Source organism: Vibrio sp. R10-SG3-ISO10 (assembly GCF_059834185.1).
Genome location: NZ_JCBDHG010000012.1, coordinates 238,359 through 263,148, shown reverse-complemented (window position 1 = coordinate 263,148; position 24,790 = coordinate 238,359). Strand labels below are relative to the sequence as shown.

Sequence of the window (24,790 nt, the reverse complement as noted above, 5' to 3'; positions counted from 1 at the left end):
TACTTGATAATTACGCATTCATGATTCGTTGTTTTCCAAAAATAAAAAAACATCATTGAGCACTTCGTAATAAGATTTATTATTTTGACTCTCGGATTTCCATAGATCATAGGAAGTGCTGTATGCAAACTCGATACTCGCAGCTAGAACCCTGGGTCTAATATCCTTGAGCATCGACACTTCCATTCTAGCGGCAATGAGATCGCTAAGTGCTTGGTTATAGCTATCTGAACGAGAAAGTTTTCTCGCACATACCATAGGGTGCTTACGTATCAGACTTCTAATTGTCGTGAATCGCTTTGGATCAATACCATAGCTACCCTCTTCACAACCTTTGGTCACTTCTACTGCAGCTTTGCGAATTGCAGTATAGATTGATTCACTCATAGGTCTTGAAGCCAAAGCAACTAAAATCTCTTTTTGCTCTACTTCGTAGTAGTCAAGTACGAGATCTTCCTTACAAGAGAAATACCTAAAAAATGTTCGACTCGAAATATCTACAATGTCTGTAATGTCTTCAATTCGAGTTTCATCAAAGCCTTTACTTACAAAAAGTTGGTAGGAAGCTTCCAAAAGAGAATTCCTTACCATTTGCTTCTTTCTTTCTCTGCGATTGACTTCTTTCGGAGCAATAGGAGGCTCTTTATCGGCGAGATGCATGCTATCTTGAAAGAACTGTCTCGTCATCGACTCATCAATACGATTTGTTATTAGAAAATCAATTAAAACACCATTTTTATCAATGGCTTCATAAAGGAATACGTTTTTTCCCTTAACCTTTATTTCTTTGTGTTCCATTCGCCAAGGAGAAGTTTTAAGTGGGGAAGCCTCAAAAAAACTACCTTCAAATTTAGGACAGAATTCCGAAATCCAGCGTTGTACTGTGGCGTGATCTACATTGATACCGCGTCGATTTAGCAATTCTTCTATTTCTCGATAGCTCAATTCATTATACACGTGCCATCGAAGAGCCATGATAATGGTTGCAGGTGGAAATTGCTTATTTGCAAATGAAATCATTCAATACCTCAATTAAAATTGTTTCTGCATCTCACGTCACAGCGCAAATGTCGTCACTTAACTATAAGTGCCAACTATCAGCCTCATTGAATACCGAAAAATTTCAACATGCATATTGCTTAGGCTTGCTTATGTGTATTGTGGGTGGAGTTTCTGTTAGCACAAACTTTCCGTTACTAAACTTCCATTTTTGATCGTTAACTTTGTCGGTTGCTCAGTTTTTTAGGCGAACAATTCGTGCTTCTAGCGGGCAATATTGTTTTTCGTAACAAGATTTTATCATAAGATTTCGGCTATCTGTATCAATCAGGCTAGCTTCAAATGAACCGCTATACAGTCCTGAAGTCGATGAACACACTCTGGCATACTCATGAGTGCGAAGTTATTGAGATCACGAATCAAGACATTACGCTCCCTAAACTGGCTTCTTACTTAGGAGAAAACTGGGTGAGGCTCCGTTTGAGTTTTAACTGTGTAGCGACTTTTATGAGTGGGGAGTTGAGAAAAACAAGTTCTGTAGATTTTCTTAGTTCAATAGATAGCAAAAAGGCGCTTGATGTACAGCGCCTTTATATTTAACTCTTGGATAGATTACAGGCTTTCGGTAAAAGTACGTGCGATTACATCGCGTTGCTGCTCTTGAGTTAGAGAGTTGAAACGTACCGCGTAGCCAGAAACGCGGATAGTTAGCTGAGGGTATTTTTCTGGATTAGCCACTGCGTCTTCTAGAGTTTCACGCTTAAGTACGTTTACGTTTAGGTGCTGACCGCCTTCGATGCGTGGTGCTGTTTCGATAGCAACTTCACGGCTTTCGTATTCGCCTAGTTCGTTGATTGCAACAACTTGATCTGCTTCGAAGCCAGAGTTCGCTGCTACACAACGCGCTTCGTTCTTTTCGCTGTCTAAAAGCCAGATTGAGTTCAGTAGATCGTCGTTAGCTGCTTTTGTAATTTGAATACCTTGGATCATCACTATCTCCTAGTCCACTTTAGTGGTTTATTGGTGTTAATTTTCGAATTTTATTGAGCTACGTATTATATAGCGAATATCCCTTATGATAATATTGATTTAAGTCAAAAAACAACCAAAAGCATCATTTTTCTAAAGGTTATTTTATTGTCCTAAATCAATAAAACCTTTGAAAACAATATATTTACAATATATTTGATAATATAAAAAATATTTAATAACTAGTTTTGTTGTAAATTTACTACAAAATGAGTTTGAAAATTGAACTGAGTCACCTAAGTGACTGTAAATAGGTTCATAGTCTGAAAGTATAAAGTGATTAAATGACAATGCGTAAAAATCAGTTTGGTAATAAGTATATTGGAGCCCATGTTTCTGCTGGTGGTGGTGTTGATCAAGCGCCGCTAAGAGCGAGAGAAATTGGCGCGAATGCCTTTGCACTATTTACTAAGAATCAACGCCAATGGGTGGCAAAACCGTTAGAAGAGAAAACCATCCGAGCGTTTCGGGCAAATTGCCAAATGTTAGGCTTCAGTAGTGAGCAGATACTTCCTCACGATTCCTATTTAATAAACCTTGGCGCTCCAGAAGAAGAGAAACTAGCTAAATCTCGCGCGGCTTTTATAGATGAGATGGAAAGGTGCAATCAGTTGGGGTTAACACTGCTCAATTTTCATCCTGGGAGTCATTTAAAGAAGATATCTGAGAAAGAGTGTTTAGCGCGAATAGCGGAGTCAATCAATCTTGCCCATCAAGCGGTGCCTAATGTTATTGCTGTGATTGAGAACACCGCAGGACAAGGAACGAATCTTGGTTGGCGATTTGAACATCTGGCCGAGATTATCGAGCAGGTAGAGGATAAGTCTCGGGTTGGTGTTTGCATTGATACTTGCCATACCTTTGCCGCAGGCTATGATCTGAGTTGTTTTGATGCTTGTGAGGCAACGTTTGCTGAGTTCGACCGTATTGTTGGTATGCATTATTTAAGGGCAATGCACATTAACGATTCAAAGATTGCTTTAGGCGGAAAGGTCGATAGGCATCACGCACTGGGTAAAGGAGAGATTGGCTGGGATTGTTTTGAATACATCGCAAAGGATCCTCGCTTCGATTCTATCCCATTGATTTTAGAAACGATTGAGCCTGAAATCTGGCCTGATGAGATCGATCAGTTACGTGCTTTTCATGCACAAGCGCAAGCAGAAATCGCTAACTAAGTAAAAGATGGCATCAATTTTTCATAGTTTTCAATGAAACAATATTATGAGGATGCCACTATGCCATATTCATACCGACACATTAGTATACGCCCAGCGCGCTTACCTGCACCGAATCGCCACATTACCGGTCAAGGTCATTATCGTACCCCGCAGAGAAACTAGTTAATTTAGCTCTAAATACCTTGTTCCTTTTACATATTCTGCCAAAATCGAGGCAGATATTTAGTAAGAGGAACAGAGCATGGGTGCGTCTTTGACTTGGCAAGATGTTATTGGAGCGGAAAAACAGCAAGAATACTTTCAGCAAACTCTGGCATTTGTTGAGCAAGAAAGAGCGGCTGGTAAGGTCGTTTACCCGCCAGCGAAAGATGTTTTTAACGCTTTTCGTACCACTGAGTTTGAAGATGTAAAGGTCGTGATCATCGGCCAAGATCCTTACCACGGACCAAACCAAGCGCATGGGCTTTGCTTCTCTGTGCTACCAGGGGTCAAGACGCCGCCGTCTTTAGTCAATATGTACAAAGAACTTGCCCAAGATATAGAAGGCTTTCAAATTCCGCAGCACGGCTACTTGCAAAGTTGGGCTGAGCAAGGGGTGTTGCTACTGAATACTGTTTTGACGGTTGAGCAGGGCAAAGCGCACTCACATTCTAAAACAGGTTGGGAGACCTTTACGGATAAAGTCATAGAAGCGCTCAATCAGCACCAATCGGGCGTGGTGTTTTTGCTTTGGGGAGCGCATGCTCAGAAAAAAGGGCGCTTTATCGATCGCGACAAACATTTTGTGCTGTCTGGACCTCACCCTTCGCCACTCTCTGCTCATCGGGGCTTTTTTGGTTGCCGTCACTTTTCGCAGACCAACCAAATATTGCAACAGCAAGGTAAACAAATGATCGAGTGGCGATTGCCGTTACAAATAGAAGAGTAACTCGGATTCTATGACGTTTGCCTAAATTTCGAACAAGCTCAAAGCACATCAGTAGCATCTCTTATACACTTAGTAAAAGTAGGTGTTAAGGAGAAACGCTATGATGATTGAAAGGATTAGGCGTGAGCACGGTTATATGGTGCGTTTATTAGCCGTGTTGCGCCATAAACTTACGATGCTCAAGAGTGAGCGTCAGGTGAATTATGGTGTGCTAAGAGAGCTGGTCGACTATCTCGCCAATCATTCTGAAAAAGTGCACCATCCTAAAGAGGACATCCTTTACCACTATTATCTTGAGCACTATGGCCACCACCATGAGATTGATAATCTAGAACTTGAGCACCAGACTCTATCGGAAAAGACTCATGGCTTCTTAAACGTGGTTGATATGGTGTTGCAAGATGCGGTTGTTCCACAAGATATGTTTATTGAACAACTTGAGCAGTTTTTAGAAGCACAGAAGCGCCACCTTGAGACCGAGGAACAACGTGTCTTTCCTTATTTAATAGAGAAGTTCACGGTCAAAGATTGGCAGGCAGTAGAAGAGCAATGGAGCGTTTGTGAAGACGACCCAGTGTTCGGTGAAACAATCGCAGAGCAATATGCTCAGCTAGCGGAACGAATCCACCAAACTGAGCATGAATGTATCTAGCGAAAACAAAAAGAGGCGAACAATCGCCTCTTTTTTTAGTATTCGAGTTTATCTAGATCATCAAAGCCGATATCCATGTCCATCAGCTCTTTTTGAAGACGCTGACGGTCTTTTATCGCCTCAATTTCGCGCCATTTGCGCTTCACGGGTTTTGAACGAGCCGTGCGTCCTTTGGGAAAGTCCTGTTCCAATAGTTCTTCAAAGTTTAAGCCTTCCATAAGCTACCTCTTTATGATTTTTATCCCTCTAAATGGGGTAGGTTTTTAATACCATATTCAAAACAACAGTAACTTTGATTCGTTTCTCATTTGTTACGTTTCAATGAAGTTTTTACGCATATTGTGCGAGCAAGTCACAAATTTTCGCTATCGGATTGGCGCTTTTTTGAACACTTAAACTGACGAAAACGATTAAATTGAACATTTGAGAATGTTAATTCAGTGTGCACATCACTATCACTATTGTGGATATTCAATCAGGCGAGCATCTTTGGTCATCAAGTTAGCTCATTTTACGGGCTCTTATTTTGTAATTGAGGTTTGACGCCTTATCTAGCAAGGGGATTCGATGGATTAACGACACATATGAAATTATGTTTCTTAATATGTGTGATGTTGTGATTTCTTTTGTTGTTTGTTTGTGGTTTGTTGGTTTTTTGTGTTGTTGCGTGTTAATTGGTGGTGATGATATGGTGAAAAATAACAATTGTACGCAGTTATTTTCATATTGATTTTTCCACATCTTCACTGCATTATCCGCCCGTCAAAAAATACGCTGACACGTAAAATGGAAGCACGAAGCGAGTTTTACAGGTCTAAACTGCATAAAACAACAAAATCAATGCTAAGCAATCTTGACACTTAGTCGAGCAGTTAGATGGATGGCTTGGACGCAGAGGTCAGCGAAAACTCACTATGAGGATGTTATGACAGACTTAATCAATTTAATGAATGACCTTTTATGGGGTTCTATTCTTGTTTACCTTCTGGTCGGTGTGGGAATTTACTTTACAGTCCGTTTGGGCTTTATTCAGTTCCGCCACTTTGGCCATATGTTCTCTGTTCTAAAAAACAGCCGTAAAGCAGATAAAGCAGGTATCTCTTCTTTCCAAGCACTTTGTACAAGTTTAGCTGCACGTGTTGGTACAGGTAACATGGCTGGTGTTGCTGTCGCTTTAACTGCGGGTGGCCCTGGCGCTATTTTTTGGATGTGGCTAATTGCTATGTTAGGTATGGCAACATCATTCGCCGAAAGTACTTTAGCGCAGCTGTACAAAACCAAAGATGATGATGGCAACTACCGCGGTGGTCCAGCGTACTACATGGAGAAAGGTTTAGGTATGCGTTGGATGGGGGTACTGTTCTCTGTATTCCTGATTATCGCTTTTGGCCTAGTTTTCAATGCAGTACAAGCAAACTCAATCGCTAATGCGATGAACAATGCCTTCGGTTGGGAAGATACCTACGTAGGTATCGCTGTAGTATTACTTTCATCGATTGTTATTTTTGGTGGCATCAAGCGTATTGCTAAAGTGGCTGAGCTGATTGTTCCGCTTATGGCACTGGCTTACTTACTGCTGGCGATGTTCGTCATGTTGACTAACTTAGAGAAACTTCCTGCCGTTCTTACACTGATCTTCAAGAGTGCATTTGGCTTGCAAGAAGCGGCCGCTGGTGGTCTTGGCTACGCAATCGCACAGGCGATGATCAACGGTATTAAGCGCGGTCTGTTCTCAAACGAAGCGGGTATGGGTTCAGCTCCGAACGCAGCGGCTTCTGCGACGCCATATCCTCCACACCCAGCATCACAAGGTTACGTGCAGATGTTAGGTGTCTTTATGGATACTATCGTTATCTGTTCGGCAACCGTGGCTATCATCCTAATGTCGGGTGAATATGTACCACACGGTGAAGTAACAGGTATCGAGTTAACGCAAACGGCTTTGAGTTCTCAAGTCGGTGAGTGGGGTGGCATCTTTGTTGCTGTGGCGATTTTCTTCTTTGCCTTTACCTCAATCATTGCCAACTACTCTTATGCAGAAACCAACCTAATCTTCTTAGAGCACAACCACAAAGCGGGGCTTGGTATTTTCCGTATCATCGTTTTGGGTATGGTGATGTTTGGTGCCGTGGCTTCTCTACCAGTTGTATGGGCTCTGGCAGATGTTTCCATGGGTCTAATGGCGATAGTTAACTTGGTGGCGATTATTCTGCTATCAGGCATCGTTATTAAGCTAGCGAAAGACTACAACCGTCAGCTAGACGAAGGTAAAGTGCCGACGTTTGATTCAAACGACTTCCCAGAGCTGAAGTCTCAGCTTGAGGATGGTATCTGGGATCAGAGCAAAAAAGATTAATATAACCGTCATACTTGAAGCTGTAGCGTCGTTGGCCGTATAAATTCCCTCTAATCACATGGGAACACTATGCTCATAGGGCTGAATTGATTTGCCGCCTAGCAACAGCTCCAATTATTTAGGTTATAACTTTTGCCTATTAAAACGATTCAAAAAGCCATGCAGACATTGCATGGCTTTTTTTGTAACCTATATCTAACAACATAATTAAACAGATAGAGTTAAGTCATGCTAATCGTCGTTTCACCTGCGAAAACCTTAGATTATGAATCGCCACTGGCAACAGAGAAATATACTCAACCCGATTTAATTGAGTACTCTAAGCAGCTTATTGATGTTTGTCGTAAACTGACACCGGCTGATGTAGCGAGCTTAATGAAGGTTAGCGATAAAATCGCCGATCTGAACGTTGGCCGTTTTCAAGAGTGGAGCGAGACATTTACCTCAGATAACTCGCGCCAAGCTATCTTAGCTTTTAAGGGCGACGTCTACACAGGGTTAGATGCGCAGTCATTATCTGAGCAAGACTTTGATTATGCGCAAAGCCATCTACGCATGCTGTCGGGTTTGTATGGTTTACTTAAGCCACTCGATTTAATGCAGCCTTACCGCCTTGAGATGGGCACTAAGCTTGCTAACGATAAAGGCAGTAACCTTTATCATTTTTGGGGCAATGTGATCACCGATAAGCTTAACGAGGCGATTGCTGATCAAGGTGATAATGTATTGGTTAACCTAGCGTCGAATGAGTACTTCAAAGCGGTTAAACCCAAAAATCTCGATGCCCAAGTGATTACGCCTGTATTTAAAGACTGCAAAAATGGTCAATATAAGGTGATCAGCTTTTATGCCAAGAAAGCCCGCGGCATGATGGCGCGCTACATTATTGAAAATCGCATTTCAAGCGTCGCTGAACTGACTAAGTTTGATACTGCGGGATATTACTTTGTTGAAGATGAGTCGACACCGACCGAATTAGTCTTTAAGCGCGAAGAGCAATAATTGATAGGAGTAGATGATGCTCAAATGGTTTAAGCAATGGCTAGCGAAGTATGATGCTTGGTGCCAGTCAATGGGGCTAACACCAGACAATAAACGCAGTTGTGTTCCCTATCGTAGCGACTCTACTTCATCAACAAGCAATAACAACAAGGCGCAGCGATAATGCGCCTTTTTGATACCCACTGTCATCTCGACTTTGAAGTATTCGCAAGCGGCTTAGAAAATCATATCAAGTCAGCGAATCAAGTTGGAGTCGAGCGCTTTTTGATTCCCTCTATTGGCCCATCAAACTGGAACAGGGTCGCGTCCCTTGCGAAGCAGTTTCCCTCTATTTATTACGCATTGGGAATACACCCTTATTTTCTTAGTCCCGATAGCCATACTCATCGTGATCAGTTAGACGCACTGCTCAGTCAGCGTTCTGGAAAATGTGTTGCCATAGGAGAGTGCGGGCTTGATGCTATGGTTGATGTTAATAGTCAGATTCAAGAGCGTGTTTTTATTCAGCAGCTTGAGCTGGCGCAAACTTACCAATTACCACTTATCCTTCATTCTCGGAAAACTCACAATCGCCTACTACAATTGCTTAAACAGTATCGTTTCTCGTATGGAGGTGTGTTACACGCTTTTTCCGGCAGTTTTCAGCAAGCGAAACAGTTTACAGACTTGGGTTTTTACATCGGAGTAGGAGGAATGATCACCTATCCAAGAGCGAATAAGACACGTCAAGCCATCATTCAGTTACCGCTTGAATATATCGTCTTGGAAACTGATTCTCCGGACATGCCACTAAATGGGTATCAAGGCAAGTTTAATCAGCCTAAGATGTTAGCTCAAACCTTGTCCTGTCTCGCATCTCTGAAAGGAATGTCGGAGCAAACGATTGCTGAAAACGTTTGGAAAAATAGCAATTCAGCATTCGGTATTTGTGAATAATTTCTAAATAAATTGTTCTTTTAATGATTACAAAGAGGGTGAATGGTGATCGGCTTCACGTAAATGAGTGAATGAATGGTGAATCTTATTAGAAACTGTGAGGGCGGCATTACTTTATCATTGGCCGGATGAGTATAATTGCCTCCGCTTTTGAGCTCCATTTTGTAACACGCCAACAAATAACATATAAGGAAGTCATAAACTATGAGCCTGTTTATGAGCCTAGTCGGTATGGCAGTATTGCTAGGAATTGCATTACTACTGTCTGATAACCGCAAAGCTATCAATCTAAGAACTGTGGGTGGCGCATTTGCTATCCAATTCCTCATCGGTGGTTTCGTTTTATACGTACCATGGGGTCGCGACCTACTAGCTGGTTTCTCAGCTGGTGTACAGAACGTTATCGACTACGGTAAAGACGGTACTGGTTTCCTATTCGGCAGCCTAGTTAACTTCTCTGTTGACGGTATCGGCTTCATCTTCGCGTTCCAAGTACTTCCAACGCTAATCTTCTTCTCTGCACTTATCTCTGTACTTTACTACATTGGTGTAATGCAGTGGGTTATCAAGATTCTTGGTGGTGGTCTACAAAAGGCACTAGGTACTTCACGTGCCGAGTCTATGTCTGCAGCAGCTAACATCTTCGTAGGTCAAACAGAAGCACCTCTAGTGGTTCGTCCGTTTGTTCCTAAAATGACTCAATCTGAGCTATTTGCAGTAATGTGTGGTGGTCTAGCGTCTGTTGCTGGTGGTGTACTAGCAGGTTACGCATCTATGGGTGTACCTCTAGAGTACCTTGTAGCAGCATCATTCATGGCAGCACCAGGTGGTCTACTGTTCGCTAAAATCATTAAGCCAGAAACAGAAACACCAGATGAAAATCTAGGTGATGACATTGACGGCGGTGACGACAAGCCTGCTAACGTTATTGACGCAGCAGCTGGCGGTGCTTCAGTTGGTCTACAACTAGCTCTAAACGTTGGTGCAATGCTACTAGCATTCATCGGTCTAATCGCGCTAATCAACGGTATCCTAGGTGGCGTTGGCGGTTGGTTCGGTATGCCAGAGCTAACTCTAGAAATTCTACTAGGTTACCTATTCTCACCTCTAGCATTCCTAATCGGTGTGCCATGGGCTGAAGCAACAGTCGCTGGCTCGTTCATCGGTCAGAAACTGGTTGTTAACGAATTCGTAGCTTACCTAAACTTTGTACCTTACGTTGGTGACGGCGCTCAAGTTGTTGCAGCAACAGGTCAAGTAATGTCTGAGAAGACTCAAGCAATCATCGCATTCGCTCTATGTGGTTTCGCAAACCTTTCTTCTATTGCGATTCTACTAGGTGGTCTAGGTGGTCTAGCTCCAAACCGTCGTCACGACATCGCTCGTATGGGTGTGAAAGCGGTTTGTGCAGGTACACTGTCTAACCTAATGGCGGCGACAATCGCTGGCTTCTTCCTATCTTTCTAATTGATTAAGCGAAAGATTATATAGACGCCGTTTTATAAAGCCCCGTAGTTGCATAGCTTGCTATGTACTACGGGGCTTTTTCGTTTTTTCTTTCGTCGTCTTTTGCCCGCTAACTGCGTTAACTGCGAATATTCGCCCCAATCATTTAGTAACACTAAACTCATGGGGACTCATATTCTTATTGCCTTGTTAGCGAACAAATGACTTAGAAAGAGTCAAACTTAGCCTGCGCAAAGTAGAGCTCTGTTTGATAGGTCTGGAATGAGTTCGGACAACAAGATTCATAATGTTTGTGAAGTTGATTAGATTGAGCAATCGTTAAGCAGAATCTTTTTTGAGATACAAACCGTTTGCGCTCTATGAGCGACTACAGTTCTGCGACAAATATCTATAATGTAGGTATCTATAGAAAGTAGGGTAAAACTCATGAATGAAGTTTTCCTCGCAACCTTAGCCGGTTTTGTTGTTGGAGTCCTGTTTTCCGCTATCAAGTTGCCGATACCGGCCCCGCCTGTTTTAGCAGGTGTTATGGGCATCGTTGGTGTTTATCTTGGTGGCGTAACTTATCAATGGATTATTGAGAAGTTTTTTAGCTAGCGATAATTGATACAAGGAGTATGATTGGCGCTGGCAGCAACGACACCGTTGCTTGGGCGTTTGCCCATATACGTTAGACACCGCAATCGCAGATTGTTGTGCCATAGACCAAACTGGTACTGTGCGGTGACAAGGATAGCAATTGGCATATTAAAACTCGCTGTATATGCCGAGTCTTCAGGGAACCAAGTCCGTTCATAAATGACTGCAGTTCTAAAAAGCTTTTTAGAACAGTAACTTTTTTGAATATTGATCGGAGATAGAAATGAGCGATTTAAAAGCAGCAGCACTACGTGCACTTAAACTAATGGACCTAACTACGCTGAATGATGATGACACTGATGCGAAAGTTATTTCACTATGTCATGACGCCAAATCAGCAGTAGGTAACACAGCTGCAATTTGTATTTACCCTCGCTTTATTCCTATTGCTAAGAAGACACTTCGTGAGCAAGGTACGCCAGAAGTTCGCATCGCAACTGTAACTAACTTCCCACACGGTAACGACGACATTGAGATCGCTGTTGCTGAAACTAAAGCGGCAGTAGCTTACGGTGCAGATGAAGTCGACGTAGTATTTCCTTACCGTGCTCTAATGGCAGGTAACGAAGAAGTGGGCTTCGAGCTAGTTAAGCAATGTAAAGAAGCTTGTGGTGATATTCTTCTAAAAGTGATCATCGAAACGGGTGAGCTAAAAGAAGAAGCACTAATCAAGAAAGCATCTGAAATCTGTATCAAAGCTGGCGCAGACTTCATTAAAACTTCTACTGGTAAAGTGCCAGTAAACGCGACACCTGAATACGCTCGCATGATGCTAGAAGTGATTCGTGATATGGGTGTTGCACAAACAGTTGGTTTTAAACCAGCAGGTGGTGTTCGTACTGCTGAAGATGCAGCGGACTACCTAGCAATGGCTGATGAAATCCTAGGCGATAACTGGGTTGATGCTCGTCACTACCGTTTCGGTGCGTCAAGCCTGCTTACAAACCTACTTAATACATTAGAAGTAACAGACGAAACTGCTGATCCAGCAGCTTACTAATTTTCTCGTCATATTTGACGCCGTAGCGTTGTTGACTGCGTAAGTTAATCCTAATCACATAGAACTTCTATGCTCATAGGAATGAACTTAATTGTCGCCTAGCTGTAACGCCAAATATTTAGAGAAATGATAACAACAATGTCTGTTTGGTGGAGTAGCGAGCCGCTGCTCCACATTACCTCTTTACCTTATAACCATCGCTTGCTAAAGCATGGGAGGATCTAATGTACTTACCTCAAGAAATCATTCGTAAAAAACGCGATGGCGAAGTGCTTACCGCGGAAGAAATTAACTTCTTTATCCAAGGCGTAGCGAAAAACACTGTATCTGAAGGTCAGATAGCGGCGTTTGCTATGACTATCTTCTTTAATGAAATGACGATGCCTGAGCGTATTGCACTCACTTGTGCCATGCGTGACTCTGGTATGGTTATCGATTGGAGCCACAAAGAGTTTGGCGGTCCTATCGTTGATAAACACTCAACGGGCGGTGTCGGTGATGTAACATCTCTAATGCTTGGCCCTATGGTCGCAGCATGTGGTGGTTTTGTTCCTATGATCTCAGGTCGTGGCTTAGGTCATACTGGCGGTACGCTAGATAAGCTTGAGTCAATTCCTGGCTACAACATTACCCCTACTAACGAAGTGTTTGGTGATGTAACCAAAGAAGCCGGTGTAGCTATCATCGGCCAAACCGGCGACTTAGCACCAGCTGATAAACGCGTATACGCGACACGTGATATTACTGCGACGGTTGATAACATCTCGTTGATCACCGCTTCAATTCTTTCTAAGAAACTAGCAGCAGGTCTTGAATCACTAGTGATGGATGTAAAAGTCGGTTCTGGTGCATTTATGCCAACTTACGAAGCGTCTGAAGAGCTAGCAAAATCTATTGTTGCCGTAGCAAATGGTGCAGGCACTAAGACAACGGCTATCCTAACCGATATGAACCAAGTACTGGCTTCTTCAGCGGGTAACGCAGTTGAAGTACGTGAAGCGGTTCAGTTCCTAACCGGTGAATACCGTAACCCTCGTCTACTTGAAGTGACTATGGCGTCATGTGCCGAGATGTTAGTTCTAGGAAAGCTTGCTGATAACACGGAAGATGCGCGTTCCAAGTTGATGGAAGTGCTTGACAACGGTAAAGCGGCAGAGTGTTTCGGCAAGATGGTTGCAGGCCTTGGTGGCCCTGCTGATTTTGTTGAAAACTACGATAACTACCTAGAAAAAGCGGACATCATCAAGCCTGTATACGCTGATCAAAACGGTACTGTATCAGCGATGGATACTCGTGCGATTGGTATGGCCGTTGTGTCTATGGGCGGTGGTCGCCGTGTTGCAACAGACGTTATTGACTATGCCGTGGGTTTTGACAGCTTTATCCGCTTAGGTGAAGAGGCGTCAAGTGATAAGCCTCTAGCGGTTATCCACGCTCGTAATGAAGAGCAGTGGCAGGAAGCAGCGCAAGCACTGAAAGCCGCGATCACGATTGGTGGTGAGTACACACCAACGCCAGAGGTGTATCGTCAGATTCGCGCTGAAGATCTTTAAACTCTTCATATTTGAACTTGCAGCGGCGTTAACTGCGCTCGCTCACCCCAGTCACATAGACGAGCTATGCTCAGGGGATTCGCTTGCTTGTTGCTTTGCTGCAAGTCCAACTATTTTGAGTTGAATTACTATTATTATTAGATTGGTCGATTGAGCTGTTGTTCTCGACCAATTAAAGGAAGAGAGCAATGAAAAGAGCATTTATTTTAGTCTTAGACTCATTTGGTATCGGTGCGACAGCTGATGCGAAAGACTTTGGCGACGTTGGTTCAGATACCCTAGGTCATATTGCTGAGCAATGTGATAAAGGTTTAGCGGATAACGCTGATCGTAGCGGCGCACTAAAACTACCTAATTTATCTAAGCTGGGCCTAGCAATGGCACACAAAGAGTCGACAGGTAGCTTTGCACCAGGTCTTGATGCTGACGCGGAAATCATCGGTGCTTATGGCCATGCAGCTGAGCTTTCTTCTGGTAAAGATACTCCATCAGGTCACTGGGAGATTGCAGGTGTACCTGTACTGTTTGATTGGGGCTACTTCACCGACAAAGAGAATAGTTTCCCTAAAGAGCTAACTGACCGCATTCTTGAGCGTGCAGGTCTTGACGGTTTCCTAGGTAACTGTCACGCATCGGGTACTCAAGTTCTTGATGACTTGGGTGAAGAGCATATGAAGACTGGTCAGCCAATCTTCTACACTTCTGCTGACTCTGTATTCCAAATTGCTTGTCATGAAGAGACGTTTGGTCTTGATCGTCTACTTGAACTTTGCCAGATCGCGCGTGAAGAACTTGAAGACTACAACATCGGTCGCGTTATCGCTCGTCCGTTTGTTGGCCCAGGTAAAGGTCAATTTGAGCGCACGGGTAACCGTCGTGACCTATCGGTAGAGCCACCTTCAGCGACTATTTTGCAAAAGTTAGTGGATGAAAAGGGTGGTGAAGTTCACTCGATCGGTAAGATCTCTGATATTTACGCTGGTTGCGGTATCACTAAGAAGACCAAAGCAACAGGTATTCCTGCTCTATTTGAAGCAACAAAAGAGGCAATCAAAGAAGCGGGTGACAACACGATCGTATTCACCAACTTTGTTGACTTCGATTCTGCTTATGGTCACCGCCGTGACGTTGCGGGCTATGCTGCGGCGCTAGAGTACTTTGATGGCCGTATCCACGAAGTGATGGAGATGATGGAAGAGGACGATGTGCTGATTCTAACTGCTGATCATGGCTGTGATCCTACTTGGCCAGGTACTGACCACACTCGTGAGCACATCCCAGTGATTGTTTACGGTCAGAAAGTGCCAGCAGGCTCGTTAGGTCTTCGTGAATCCTTTGCTGATATCGGCCAAACTTTGGCTAGCTATTTTGGTACATCACCAATGGATTACGGTAAAAACTTCTTGTAATCAAAATCGACTAAATTAGATAGAGGGCCTAGCCCTCTATTATTTTGTCCATTCTTACTAATATCCGATTAATAAAAGGAAATTGAATCATGGCAACTCCACATATCAACGCAGAAATGGGTGCATTTGCAGACGTCGTACTCATGCCGGGTGACCCGCTACGCGCAAAATACATTGCAGAAACCTTCTTGGAAGATGTTGTACAGGTATGTGATGTACGCAATATGTACGGCTTCACGGGCACTTACAAAGGTCGCAAGGTATCGGTAATGGGTCATGGTATGGGTATCCCATCATGTTCTATTTACGCAACAGAGCTAATCAAAGACTTCGGCGTGAAAAAGATCATTCGTGTCGGTAGCTGTGGTGCGGTAAGTGAAGACATTAAAGTGCGTGACGTAGTCATCGGCATGGGTGCATGTACGGATTCAAAAGTGAACCGCATCCGTTTCAAAGGCCATGACTTCGCTGCTATTGCTGACTACAAAATGGTTCGCGCAGCAGAAGATGCAGCAAAAGCACGCGGTATTGAAGTGAAAGTCGGTAACTTGTTCTCAGCGGAGCTGTTCTACACGCCTGATCCAGAGATGTTCGATGTGATGGATAAATACGGCATTGTTGGTGTAGAAATGGAAGCCGCAGGCATCTACGGCGTTTGTGCGGAATACGGTGCAAAAGCGCTAACCATCTGTACTGTGTCTGACCATATTAAGACAGGCGAGCAAACCACATCTGATGAGCGCCAAACAACGTTCAACGATATGATGATCGTCGCTCTAGACTCTGTTCTACTAGGTGACGCAGAGTAGAGTTTAGGATCGCTTCGCTGCGAGACCGGGCTGCGCCCGCGGGAATCTAGAACGGGCTTTGCCCTCCGAGATGTGTTCGTGGTAAGTGAGTCGAAAATTGCAGACAGTGATACTTTTCTTAGGATCTAATTGTTTGGATATAAAAGCAAAGGGTTGACACAATGTGCCAACCCTTCAATACTTCTCGCTTCTCGCTTCTCGCTTCTCGCTTCTCGCTTCTCGCTTCTCGCTTCTCGCTTCTCGCTTCTGCTACATATCCTTGAGCAACAAATTCTCACCTTTACGCTTGTTCGGCTTACGGCGAACAATCAGAGTGAGCAGTAGACCTGCGATAAAACTTAGGCCAACCATGGTGTACATGTATCGGTCACTCTTTCGGTAATAGTGATCGGAGAAGGCGGTAAGTTTACCGGTTTCAAAGGTAACTCGGACAAAGCCTATTACTGACCCATCGTGTAGAACAGGTTCTACCAATTGTTGTTTACCTATCCGCGCCGTCTGTAGCGGGGTATCTAGACCTAGCATCTCTCGTACAGATTTTGCTGCCTGACTGGCTGCCAGTTTTACCCCTTCAGAGTCATAGATGGTTGCATCGACTACAAGCTCATCTTTAGCTAATTGATTGGAAAGTTTGAGCAGTCGCTCTTGATCTTGATTGATGATCATATCACTGGCAGAAAGCGATGCCTGTGAGATCAGAATATTGGTCAGTGTCTCTAGTTGGTTGGCCTGAATCTCTTCGTTACCCTTCGTAATTTTGACGCTGTTAATTCCAATGGTCGCCACCATAGCAATCAAAGAGATAATCGCGAATACTTTCATCGCAGTACGAAAAGAAAACAGAGATGAGTCCATTTGTCACCTAAATAGAGCTTAATTATATTTTAGAGCATATTGAGACTTGCGCACCCAAATTGCAATAGGTTAACGTGTTGAGAGACTTTTTAGGAATAGTAGACATGGACACGTTAAAGACTCTCTCTATACGTAAACACATCCCGCTCATTAACCGCCTACCAGAATCTCGACTGGCTACCCAGTTTGATAAAGCCAATGCAGGTTGGGTTGTTTTTGGCGAGTACCTCTGCCCAAGCCAGTTTGAAGATATCGACTTTTTCGTTGGCTACTACAATGCTGTGGTCGACGTTTGGAAGGTAGGGCACTATGAAGTGGCCTTGATGGCTGGCGAATTAACAGCTGAGCATGAAGAAATCTTACAAGGCTTAGAGTTGGATTACTCTACATTGGTTGATATGCCTGACTTATCTAAACCCGGTTTGATCGTGTTGGATATGGACTCAACAGCGATTCAAATAGAGTGTATTGATGAGATCGCTAAACTCGCGGGTGTGGGTGAAGAAGTGGCGGAAGTTACTGAACGTGCGATGCAAGGAGAGCTCGATTTTGAGCAGAGCTTACGCCAACGTGTGGGCAAGCTTGCAGGCGCCGATGAGTCAATATTGAGTGAAGTACGCGCCGAGTTACCACTTATGCCTGATTTACCTGAGTTGATAGGTACGCTAAAACATTATGGCTGGAAAACGGCGATTGCCTCGGGCGGTTTCACCTATTTTTCAGACCACCTCAAACAGTTGTTAGCGCTTGACCATGCTCAGTCTAACCAGTTGGAAATTGTTAAAGGCAAACTGACAGGTAAGGTACTTGGTGATGTCGTTTCAGCCCAAACTAAAGCTGATATTCTTATCGAACTTGCAGAAAAGTACGATATTGAGTCTCACAACACGATTGCTGTCGGTGATGGCGCCAATGATTTGGTGATGATGGAAGCGGCGGGTTTAGGCATTGCTTATCATGCGAAACCGAAAGTTGAACAGCAAGCTAAGAGTGCCATTCGATACGCAGGCTTAGGTGGAATAGTGTGTATTCTATCGGCACTGCTGGTGAAGCAAAAGCGGGTCAGCTTTAATCCTCAACCATAAGCATAAACACTCAAAGCGAGGCAAACTAGGCCTCGCTTTTTTTATTGGGTTAATCCAAGGCGAATTAACACTTCTTCGGTAATGTCGGTGAGCTCTCCATAACCAACGATGTTATGGATGTCTTTTTCGAGGCTGCGTGCATGATGCAGACTGATATGCGTTAGCTCATCGAGATCTTTGCGCACCAAGGCAGTAATAGGGTCAAAGACTGGCGCTCCACAGATTCTAATCGCATAAAACTCTCCCATAGCTTGAGCATTTTTGACGAAGTTCATACGCTCTTTCAGGCTATCGAAGTCGCTGCTTAATTTTGATTCAACCGATTGGATACGTGTTCCGAACTTGACTGCAGTGAGGTAAAGCTCGTGATACTGAGGTTGGGCCCCTTCAATTCTCTTCATTGGTTGAGCGAGTAAAGTATTAGTTCGGCCTTTATAAATGGGGCCGAGAGAGAAGTTTTTCTCATCGCCCAGTTTTGCCAAAATGGTTAAGTAAGGTTTTAGCGGATAGTTAATACCAATCGCTTTAGGTCTGAGGCTTTTGCCTTTCTTCTCGATAAACAGTGGCGAGCTGACCATTTTATCGAGCAAGATATCATGCAGACCTTCGAGTAGCTCATTGCTTGGTAGCAGCTCTTTTTTGGCGATCAATTTATCTTGGTTATGATCGATCAGAGTGCCAAAGAAAGCGATAGTGCGCATAATCTGACTATCTTCAATGATAGCCAGTTGTAACTGCTTACCTCCGGGGCTAACTCTAATTACGCGGTAAGGCACTTCGCCAAGAGGTAATTTCTTATCATAGAGCTGAAGCTCTTTGAAATTGACCGAGCAAGTTTCGCCCGCTTTCAATTTACATGGCGCCGTCAGAGCGACGCTAACGCCATGTTTAGAAATATCTACGCTGATGCCTTCATACGTCGTTGTGTCTGGCTCAGAGAGCGTTATCGGTGATTTAAATTGGTATCGTGGCTCTTTACGACGAGACTGGGCGTCGAAATAAATGCACACAGGGTTGTGCTCAGGATTTCTAGCATGCCTGAATTGGTTGAGCTCGCTGCTCGCTAAACGAGGTTTTTCTGCCAGTAGATAGTCTTGGCGGCTGGTGTCATCCGCGATTTCTTGCAAGATGCCACAATGAGTCAGTGAAGAGGTTTCAAGCCCGAGTTCGTTGGTATGCTCTGAAAGTTCTAGTCTCTCTTCAGCTGACAGTTCAAACACCGATAATCGGAATACTTTCCAACTCTCTTTTTTTGCACCAATGTGCCAAAACAGCTGACGTAGTTCACGGGTTGCTTCTGGCATCATCATGGAAAAGAACAAGGTTTTGTCTTGATGGTCATGAGTGAAAGAGTAGATCACATTACTACTGCCTCTCATGCCTTCCGTCGTGAGCAACGACATTCGTTGGTTGTTGAATAAGTTAGTTAAACTTTGTTGATTGCGCTCATCATGCCAATACTGCCAAATCTTTTGGTTGTTTTCTGTCATAAGAGCAAGCTTTAACTCGTTGCCACTAAAGAATACAGGTAGGTTACAGGTGTGTTTCAGGTAGGTATGCTCAAAGCCTCGTGAACGAGCGCGAATAATTTTGTCTTGGTTATCGTGGCGAGTCTTCTGTCCTTCACTTTTAAGCAGTTGCTCAATCACCTCGTCAATTATATTCGTGGTATCCAACTTCAGTAGACGAAGGTACTTAACGGCGTCGTTCTCGTAAGATTCATCGATACCAACGATGCGATAAGGAATGACGGAGTCTATCCCTTCCACTTCAATGGTTTTGCTTAGCTCAACCAGACGAACATCAATCACCTCACCAAGTTTGTAATTGAATGCCGAGGGCACTTTAAACTTAGCGCCGGAAGGTGAGAGATCGACAGTCACCGCATGGACAATCTGTCCGCTCAGTAATTCAATCTCGATCTGGGAAGAGACTTTAAGACGATTCTCTTTCCTTTTTAGGTCATAACCCATCACGACGGCTTCAACATCAATACCATTGAGATCGGTAGTGATTTCTGTTCCGAGTGGTTTGCCACGCTTTTGCATCACTCTAAAATTGTTGTGAGTATTACAAAGCGCTTCCCACACCCCTTCGGTATAGCTACCGAATTTGCGCGTGTTCTTGTGGTAGGCATTAAATGCAACGTCATCGAGCCAATGTTTAAGGCCATCGAGCTCGTATTCTCTACATTCTCCCTTCACTCGTCCGCGAAGGTCGATAGGCTTAGTGCATGGCGCCATGACTCGGTTAAGTTCCATCTTAACTAAGATTTTGACAGACGGTGGGTCTCCCTCAGTCATTTGACCAAGAAGAAATTCGAAATCTTCCGAGTTGTAAGCAGGAATCAAACGTTCCGCAAGAGAGAGTATTTCTGGCTGCTGCATATTTTTTTGTTAGAGTATCCCTTACTCAAAATATCGACCTTGATATAAAGATCTTTAGTGATATGTTACTGCGAATCAAGTAGAGATGGTGAGATACGCAAGCGTAGACGATGTTTGCGTCACAAATACAATATTTTTAAGAGGCCTGAGGTTACATGGCAAAAGCGAAGAGAGCATACGTTTGTAATGACTGCGGAGCAGATTTTCCCCGTTGGCAAGGGCAGTGCAATGCGTGTGGAGCGTGGAATACTATCAGTGAAGTTCGTTTAGCTGCATCTCCAACGGTAGCACGTAACGAGCGTCTTGCAGGCTATGCCGGGGCGAGTACAGAAGCGAAAGTTCAAACGTTATCTGAGATCGATCTGCAAGAGGTTCCGCGTTTTACGAGTGGATTCAAAGAACTCGACCGAGTGCTTGGCGGAGGGGTGGTCCCGGGGGCTGCGATTCTAATTGGTGGTAACCCTGGTGCTGGTAAATCAACGCTCTTGTTACAAACCATGTGCTACTTGGCATCGCAAATGCCGACTCTTTATGTTACCGGTGAGGAATCTCTTCAACAGGTCGCGATGCGCGCCTCTCGACTTGGGTTACCCAAAGACAACTTAAAAATGTTGTCAGAAACCAATGTTGATCGCATCTGTCAAATTGCTGAAAAAGAACAGCCTAAAATTATGGTGATTGACTCGATTCAGGTTATGCATGTCTCGGACGTTCAATCCTCGCCGGGTAGTGTGGCTCAAGTACGAGAAGCGGCAACGGCACTGACTCGTTATGCTAAACAAAACAATGTGTCAGTGTTTATCGTTGGCCATGTAACTAAAGATGGCACCTTGGCTGGCCCCAAAGTACTTGAACACATCATTGACTGTTCGGTGTTACTCGATGGTGGCACAGACAGCCGTTTTCGAACTCTTCGCAGTCATAAAAACCGTTTTGGCGCAGTGAATGAGCTGGGTGTATTCGCCATGACGGGCCAAGGACTCAAAGAGGTCAGCAACCCTTCAGCAATTTTTTTATCACGTGGCGAGGAAGAAACCTCCGGCAGCTCGGTTATGGTGGTATGGGAAGGCACGCGTCCACTACTGGTAGAAATCCAAGCCTTAGTCGATTATTCGCAATTGGCTAACCCGCGCCGAGTCGCAGTTGGCCTAGAGCAAAACCGATTGTCGTTACTGCTTGCTGTGCTACACAAACATGGCGGTCTGCAAATGGCCGATCAAGACGTATTTGTTAATGTCGTCGGTGGGGTAAAAGTAACAGAAACCAGTGCTGACTTAGCGTTAGTGATGGCGTTGCTATCAAGCTTTAGAGATAGACCGCTGCCTAAGGATGTGGTTGTGTTTGGGGAGGTCGGCCTAGCGGGAGAGATTCGCCCTGTTCCAAGTGGACAAGAGCGCTTAAACGAAGCCTTCAAACATGGTTTTAAAAAGGCAATTGTTCCTGCCGCTAACATGCCAAAAGGCGGCATCCCAGGCATGCAGATCCATGGCGTGAAAAAGCTCTCTGAAGCGATTGAAGCGTTTGATGAGCTATAAGATCGAGCTGCGCTCGCGAGAACGCTTTGCTTCGAGAATCTAGATCGGACTTTGTCCTTCGAGAAGTAGTTACGATGATTGAATCTAAAAACACAGACACTATGAGGTGTTTTTTGGAGTTAGTTTTCTGAATTGTAATTGAAAGGGTTGATACTATGTGGCAACCCTTCAAACTTTCTCGCTTCTCGCTTCTCGCTTCTCGCTTCTCGCTTCTCGCTTCTCGCTTCTCGCTTCTCGCTTCTCGCTTCTCGCTTCTCGCTTCTCGCTAAAGCATATCCACTGCTTTCTCAACCGCAGCGACTAATCTATCAACGTCTTCCACGGTGTTGTATACCGCAAAAGAGGCGCGGATAGTGCCTTTCACACCTAACGCATCCATTAGCGGGTGGGCGCAGTGGTTGCCTGCTCTCACTGCGATACCTTGCTGATCTAACAAGGTGGCGACATCTTGATGATGTACGCCATCAATAATGAAAGAGATGACTGATGCGCCTTTCTGAAAGCCTAAGATTTGCACATCTTCGACTTGGCTTAGTTTTTGGTGCGCACGTTCGACAAGCTGGTGGATATGTTGTTCAACTAGGGCCTGATCTAATGATGTATACCAATTGATCGCGGTAGCTAAAGCGATTGCTCCGGCCACATTTGGCGTCCCGGCTTCAAACTTACCTGGAACGCCAGTGAAGGTTGTGCCGCTGAAAGAGACTTTTTCAACCATCTTCCCACCACCATGCCAAGGCGGCATGGACTCTAGTAAGCTAAGTTTGCCGTAGAGCACGCCAATCCCCGCAGGAGCAAAGAGTTTGTGCCCTGAGAATACATAGAAATCCGCACCAAGTTTTTGCACGTCTACTTTCTCGTGCACGACTCCCTGTGCACCATCAACAACCACAATGGCATCGTGTTGGTGGGCAAGTTCAATGACTTGCTCGATAGGCTGTCTTGTTCCAGTTACATTGGTGATATGGGCAAGTGCAACGATTTTGGTTTTATCCGTGATCAGTTTTTGATACGCGGCAAAGTCAAACTGACATTCCTGAGTCATCGGTACTTTGACTACTTTTGCTCCGGTCTGCTCAGCAACAATTTGCCATGGTACTATGTTGGCGTGATGTTCCATTTCACTAACCAGTATCTCGTCACCAGAGCTAAGCATTGCCCGTGCATAAGTTTGAGCAATCAGGTTAAGGGCTTCTGTTGCACCGCGAGCCCAAATAATCTCGCTAGCCGATGCTGCGCCAACAAAGTTAGCGACCGTTTCGCGTGCGCTCTCAAATTCACTGGTCGCTTTGGCAGTCAAGCTATGACTGCCACGATGGACATTGGCATTTTGCTGGCTGTAGTAATCAGAAATCGCCTTGATGACACTCTGAGGTTTTTGACTTGTTGCAGCGCTATCAAGATAAACAAGTCTCTGGTCATTAATTTGTTGCTTTAAAGCGGGGAACTGATCAGCAATAAGCGTGGCGTCGAACATTATTCATCACCCAGTTTATGGTATTGCAGGGTAGGGATGGTGACCATTGGCTCTGCGACCGTCCACGCGTGTGCTTTGCCAGATAAATTAATGATAATCTCCATCGCAAATTCGAGCGCGGTGCCCGGCCCTTGGCTAGTGAGCAAATTATGGTTTACATCATAGGTCACACGCTTAACACGCCAGTTTTTCTTTTCAATATGACTTTCGAAGCTAGGGTGACAAGTCATTAAAGCTTCTGAGTAAAGGCCATGGTGAGCTAACACTAAGGCAGGTGCAGCGCAGATTGCCGCGACCAACTTACCTTCGTACATCTGCTGACGTACAATCTCGACCAAAACAGTGCTATCACGGAATACCTCAGCGCCGCCAACGCCACCTGGTAAAATAACGGCATCAAATTCATCATCAGCAATGTCGACTAACTTACAATCAGCACTAAGAGTGACCCCTCGTGATGCTTTCATAGTGAGGTTGCCATCAAAGTCTGCGCTAGCCACAACAACTTGATAGCCCGCACGAATCATCATATCTATGATGGTAATAGCTTCCATTTCTTCACTACCGGGAGCGATTGGGACGAGTACTTTTTTAGTCATTATGAATTCCAACTTTGTTCTATGTTTTTGATTGCTTGATAGAGTTTGCGATTCTTGGGCGTCGAGATGCCATGATGCTGCGCACGCTCAAGTAAGTATCCAGTAATAAAGTCTATCTCGCTTGGGCGGCGATGGAAAATATCTTGCTGCATAGAAGAGTGATTGGCAGCAGTTGCTGTTATTACCTGATTGACTGTTTGCGACAGTTGCTCACGTGATAGCGGTATTTGTTCAGCGGCTAACACTTGATAGATTTCATCCAGTAGCTCATTAATTGCAAGTTGGTGGTCTTGTTCGGCAAGTTGACCATTAGTGACTTGATGAATGGCCGTAAGGGGGTTGATCGCACAATTTATCGCGAGCTTAGTCCAAAGCGCGTGGTGAATATTGTCATTCCAATCTGTAAGTGGAAGTGCATGAGTAAAGACTTCTTCAAGAAAGGAACAGTGAGTACCAAGTGAATTAAAACCACCGAGCTGTGTTTGCCCTATGCCAGTATGCAAAACTTGTTGTTTACTTGGCTTATACGCCCCGTGGGTGGTTGTGGCCAGTACCAACGGGTTTTTAGGCATTTTCTGCGCTACGGCTTCAGCCGTTCCCATACCATTATGCATTAGCACTATGATGGCATCTGGGCTGATGCTTGGCATCAGCGGGGTCAGTGCAGAGTCAACTTGCCACGCTTTTACCGTAATAAGAATCAGGTCTGCTCGTTCAACGTCGGCTATGTTGTGGTTAGAAAAGGTTTGCGGCGATTGCTGATCAAGTTGAAGGGTGAGTCTTGGTTCGACAGAAGTCGACCAGAGATAAACATTGTGCCCTGCTGCTTGAAACTTGGTTGCCCATAAAGAGCCGATCGCCCCTGGGCCTAGGATAAGAATATTCACTGAAC

23 protein-coding genes and 1 pseudogene are annotated in these 24,790 nt (G+C 44.4%); 15 read left to right on the top strand and 9 right to left on the bottom strand.

The window, feature by feature from the left end:
• Positions 1-18: 18 nt before the first annotated feature.
• Both AC6R16_RS06750 and grcA read right to left on the bottom strand, forming a co-directional pair.
• Positions 19-1,020, bottom strand: a complete 1,002-nt coding sequence (locus AC6R16_RS06750) for a TetR family transcriptional regulator (protein WP_500673941.1) — start codon at positions 1,018-1,020, stop codon at positions 19-21.
• 591 nt (positions 1,021-1,611) lie between these two features.
• A complete protein-coding gene (gene grcA, locus AC6R16_RS06745) occupies positions 1,612-1,989 on the bottom strand; it encodes an autonomous glycyl radical cofactor GrcA (protein WP_049842864.1) in 378 nt (125 codons plus the stop codon).
• Positions 1,990-2,312: 323 nt separating this feature from the next.
• Between grcA and nfo the strand changes: the two genes are divergently transcribed.
• The 3 genes from nfo to AC6R16_RS06730 all read left to right on the top strand — a co-directional run bounded on the left by nfo (position 2,313) and on the right by AC6R16_RS06730 (position 4,789).
• Positions 2,313-3,206 (top strand): deoxyribonuclease IV, encoded by an 894-nt coding sequence (gene nfo, locus AC6R16_RS06740; protein WP_500673940.1) that lies wholly within the window; start codon positions 2,313-2,315, stop codon positions 3,204-3,206.
• A gap of 244 nt (positions 3,207-3,450) precedes the next feature.
• A complete protein-coding gene (gene ung / locus AC6R16_RS06735) occupies positions 3,451-4,137 on the top strand; it encodes a uracil-DNA glycosylase (RefSeq protein WP_500673939.1) in 687 nt (228 codons plus the stop codon).
• 100 nt (positions 4,138-4,237) lie between these two features.
• Positions 4,238-4,789: a hemerythrin domain-containing protein gene (locus AC6R16_RS06730; RefSeq protein WP_500673938.1), complete on the top strand. Its 552-nt coding sequence runs from the start codon at positions 4,238-4,240 to the stop codon at positions 4,787-4,789.
• A 35-nt stretch (positions 4,790-4,824) separates the two neighbouring features.
• On the opposite strand, the gene AC6R16_RS06725 is transcribed toward AC6R16_RS06730, so the two are convergent.
• On the bottom strand, positions 4,825-5,007 hold the full coding sequence (locus AC6R16_RS06725) for a DUF3545 family protein (protein WP_004744935.1): 183 nt from the start codon (positions 5,005-5,007) through the stop codon (positions 4,825-4,827).
• A 707-nt stretch (positions 5,008-5,714) separates the two neighbouring features.
• Between AC6R16_RS06725 and AC6R16_RS06720 the strand changes: the two genes are divergently transcribed.
• The 6 genes from AC6R16_RS06720 to AC6R16_RS06695 all read left to right on the top strand — a co-directional run bounded on the left by AC6R16_RS06720 (position 5,715) and on the right by AC6R16_RS06695 (position 11,147).
• On the top strand, positions 5,715-7,145 hold the full coding sequence (locus tag AC6R16_RS06720) for an alanine/glycine:cation symporter family protein (protein WP_500641539.1): 1,431 nt from the start codon (positions 5,715-5,717) through the stop codon (positions 7,143-7,145).
• 228 nt (positions 7,146-7,373) lie between these two features.
• Positions 7,374-8,147 (top strand): peroxide stress protein YaaA, encoded by a 774-nt coding sequence (gene yaaA / locus AC6R16_RS06715; RefSeq protein ID WP_500673937.1) that lies wholly within the window; start codon positions 7,374-7,376, stop codon positions 8,145-8,147.
• Positions 8,148-8,163: 16 nt separating this feature from the next.
• Positions 8,164-8,310, top strand: coding sequence for a DUF5363 family protein (locus AC6R16_RS06710; RefSeq protein WP_500641541.1), 147 nt, complete (start codon positions 8,164-8,166; stop codon positions 8,308-8,310).
• Positions 8,310-9,083 (top strand): TatD family hydrolase, encoded by a 774-nt coding sequence (locus AC6R16_RS06705; protein WP_500673936.1) that lies wholly within the window; start codon positions 8,310-8,312, stop codon positions 9,081-9,083. Before AC6R16_RS06710 ends, AC6R16_RS06705 begins: the two co-directional genes overlap by 1 nt.
• Before the next feature lie 204 nt (positions 9,084-9,287).
• Complete coding sequence (locus AC6R16_RS06700; RefSeq protein WP_500641543.1) at positions 9,288-10,550, top strand: NupC/NupG family nucleoside CNT transporter; 1,263 nt, start codon at positions 9,288-9,290, stop codon at positions 10,548-10,550.
• A gap of 426 nt (positions 10,551-10,976) precedes the next feature.
• The gene (locus tag AC6R16_RS06695) at positions 10,977-11,147 is read left to right on the top strand and encodes a XapX domain-containing protein (RefSeq protein ID WP_004744928.1); all 171 of its coding nucleotides are present in this window, start codon (positions 10,977-10,979) and stop codon (positions 11,145-11,147) included.
• On the opposite strand, the pseudogene AC6R16_RS06690 reads toward AC6R16_RS06695, so the two are convergent.
• Positions 11,067-11,298: pseudogene (locus AC6R16_RS06690) on the bottom strand (hypothetical protein). The gene AC6R16_RS06695 and the pseudogene AC6R16_RS06690 sit on opposite strands and share 81 nt — an antisense overlap.
• A 114-nt stretch (positions 11,299-11,412) precedes the next feature.
• Between AC6R16_RS06690 and deoC the strand changes: the two are divergent.
• The 4 genes from deoC (at position 11,413) to deoD (ending at position 15,960) form a co-directional block, all read left to right on the top strand.
• Positions 11,413-12,189 (top strand): deoxyribose-phosphate aldolase, encoded by a 777-nt coding sequence (gene deoC / locus AC6R16_RS06685; RefSeq protein WP_004744927.1) that lies wholly within the window; start codon positions 11,413-11,415, stop codon positions 12,187-12,189.
• 224 nt (positions 12,190-12,413) lie between these two features.
• Complete coding sequence (gene deoA, locus AC6R16_RS06680) at positions 12,414-13,742, top strand: thymidine phosphorylase (protein WP_500673935.1); 1,329 nt, start codon at positions 12,414-12,416, stop codon at positions 13,740-13,742.
• A 188-nt stretch (positions 13,743-13,930) separates the two neighbouring features.
• Positions 13,931-15,151 carry a phosphopentomutase gene (locus AC6R16_RS06675; protein ID WP_004744925.1) on the top strand — a complete coding sequence of 407 codons (1,221 nt, stop codon included), beginning with the start codon at positions 13,931-13,933 and terminating at the stop codon, positions 15,149-15,151.
• Between the two features lie 89 nt (positions 15,152-15,240).
• Positions 15,241-15,960, top strand: a complete 720-nt coding sequence (gene deoD, locus AC6R16_RS06670; RefSeq protein WP_171323020.1) for a purine-nucleoside phosphorylase — start codon at positions 15,241-15,243, stop codon at positions 15,958-15,960.
• Positions 15,961-16,209: 249 nt separating this feature from the next.
• Here deoD and AC6R16_RS06665 read toward each other — a convergent pair whose 3' ends face one another.
• Entirely contained in the window at positions 16,210-16,815 is a 606-nt protein-coding gene (locus AC6R16_RS06665; RefSeq protein ID WP_500673934.1) for a YtjB family periplasmic protein, read from the bottom strand.
• 104 nt (positions 16,816-16,919) lie between these two features.
• On the opposite strand from AC6R16_RS06665, the gene serB reads away from it, so the two are divergent.
• Entirely contained in the window at positions 16,920-17,900 is a 981-nt protein-coding gene (gene serB / locus AC6R16_RS06660; RefSeq protein WP_500641545.1) for a phosphoserine phosphatase, read from the top strand.
• Positions 17,901-17,941: 41 nt separating this feature from the next.
• Here serB and AC6R16_RS06655 read toward each other — a convergent pair whose 3' ends face one another.
• Entirely contained in the window at positions 17,942-20,287 is a 2,346-nt protein-coding gene (locus tag AC6R16_RS06655; protein ID WP_500673933.1) for a PilZ domain-containing protein, read from the bottom strand.
• A 155-nt stretch (positions 20,288-20,442) separates the two neighbouring features.
• Between AC6R16_RS06655 and radA the strand changes: the two genes are divergently transcribed.
• Positions 20,443-21,822, top strand: a complete 1,380-nt coding sequence (gene radA / locus AC6R16_RS06650) for a DNA repair protein RadA (RefSeq protein WP_171323012.1) — start codon at positions 20,443-20,445, stop codon at positions 21,820-21,822.
• Positions 21,823-22,087: 265 nt separating this feature from the next.
• Here the strand turns inward: radA and csdA are convergent, their stop codons facing one another.
• From csdA to panE, 3 genes are read right to left on the bottom strand one after another with little or no spacing between them, the layout of a single operon-like run.
• Entirely contained in the window at positions 22,088-23,299 is a 1,212-nt protein-coding gene (gene csdA / locus AC6R16_RS06645; protein WP_500673932.1) for a cysteine desulfurase CsdA, read from the bottom strand.
• A complete protein-coding gene (locus tag AC6R16_RS06640) occupies positions 23,299-23,898 on the bottom strand; it encodes a DJ-1 family glyoxalase III (RefSeq protein WP_500641548.1) in 600 nt (199 codons plus the stop codon). Before AC6R16_RS06640 ends, csdA begins: the two co-directional genes overlap by 1 nt.
• Positions 23,898-24,785 (bottom strand): 2-dehydropantoate 2-reductase, encoded by an 888-nt coding sequence (gene panE / locus AC6R16_RS06635; RefSeq protein ID WP_500642209.1) that lies wholly within the window; start codon positions 24,783-24,785, stop codon positions 23,898-23,900. The genes AC6R16_RS06640 and panE overlap by 1 nt, the downstream gene beginning before the upstream one ends.
• Positions 24,786-24,790 lie beyond the last annotated feature (5 nt).

Excerpts from the sequence above, each read along its gene's own strand:
- radA (WP_171323012.1), top strand. The coding sequence starts at position 20,443 with ATGGCAAAAGCGAAGAGAGCATACGTTTGTAATGACTGCGGAGCAGAT.
- serB (WP_500641545.1), top strand. The coding sequence starts at position 16,920 with ATGGACACGTTAAAGACTCTCTCTATACGTAAACACATCCCGCTCATT.
- AC6R16_RS06695 (WP_004744928.1), top strand. The coding sequence starts at position 10,977 with ATGAATGAAGTTTTCCTCGCAACCTTAGCCGGTTTTGTTGTTGGAGTC.
- deoA (WP_500673935.1), top strand. The coding sequence starts at position 12,414 with ATGTACTTACCTCAAGAAATCATTCGTAAAAAACGCGATGGCGAAGTG.
- yaaA (WP_500673937.1), top strand. The coding sequence starts at position 7,374 with ATGCTAATCGTCGTTTCACCTGCGAAAACCTTAGATTATGAATCGCCA.
- deoD (WP_171323020.1), top strand. The coding sequence starts at position 15,241 with ATGGCAACTCCACATATCAACGCAGAAATGGGTGCATTTGCAGACGTC.
- AC6R16_RS06655 (WP_500673933.1), bottom strand. The coding sequence starts at position 20,287 with ATGCAGCAGCCAGAAATACTCTCTCTTGCGGAACGTTTGATTCCTGCT.
- AC6R16_RS06665 (WP_500673934.1), bottom strand. The coding sequence starts at position 16,815 with ATGGACTCATCTCTGTTTTCTTTTCGTACTGCGATGAAAGTATTCGCG.
- AC6R16_RS06750 (WP_500673941.1), bottom strand. The coding sequence starts at position 1,020 with ATGATTTCATTTGCAAATAAGCAATTTCCACCTGCAACCATTATCATG.
- AC6R16_RS06700 (WP_500641543.1), top strand. The coding sequence starts at position 9,288 with ATGAGCCTGTTTATGAGCCTAGTCGGTATGGCAGTATTGCTAGGAATT.
- deoC (WP_004744927.1), top strand. The coding sequence starts at position 11,413 with ATGAGCGATTTAAAAGCAGCAGCACTACGTGCACTTAAACTAATGGAC.
- AC6R16_RS06640 (WP_500641548.1), bottom strand. The coding sequence starts at position 23,898 with ATGACTAAAAAAGTACTCGTCCCAATCGCTCCCGGTAGTGAAGAAATG.
- csdA (WP_500673932.1), bottom strand. The coding sequence starts at position 23,299 with ATGTTCGACGCCACGCTTATTGCTGATCAGTTCCCCGCTTTAAAGCAA.
- grcA (WP_049842864.1), bottom strand. The coding sequence starts at position 1,989 with ATGATCCAAGGTATTCAAATTACAAAAGCAGCTAACGACGATCTACTG.
- AC6R16_RS06725 (WP_004744935.1), bottom strand. The coding sequence starts at position 5,007 with ATGGAAGGCTTAAACTTTGAAGAACTATTGGAACAGGACTTTCCCAAA.
- ung (WP_500673939.1), top strand. The coding sequence starts at position 3,451 with ATGGGTGCGTCTTTGACTTGGCAAGATGTTATTGGAGCGGAAAAACAG.
- nfo (WP_500673940.1), top strand. The coding sequence starts at position 2,313 with ATGACAATGCGTAAAAATCAGTTTGGTAATAAGTATATTGGAGCCCAT.
- AC6R16_RS06730 (WP_500673938.1), top strand. The coding sequence starts at position 4,238 with ATGATGATTGAAAGGATTAGGCGTGAGCACGGTTATATGGTGCGTTTA.
- AC6R16_RS06720 (WP_500641539.1), top strand. The coding sequence starts at position 5,715 with ATGACAGACTTAATCAATTTAATGAATGACCTTTTATGGGGTTCTATT.
- AC6R16_RS06710 (WP_500641541.1), top strand. The coding sequence starts at position 8,164 with ATGCTCAAATGGTTTAAGCAATGGCTAGCGAAGTATGATGCTTGGTGC.
- AC6R16_RS06705 (WP_500673936.1), top strand. The coding sequence starts at position 8,310 with ATGCGCCTTTTTGATACCCACTGTCATCTCGACTTTGAAGTATTCGCA.
- AC6R16_RS06675 (WP_004744925.1), top strand. The coding sequence starts at position 13,931 with ATGAAAAGAGCATTTATTTTAGTCTTAGACTCATTTGGTATCGGTGCG.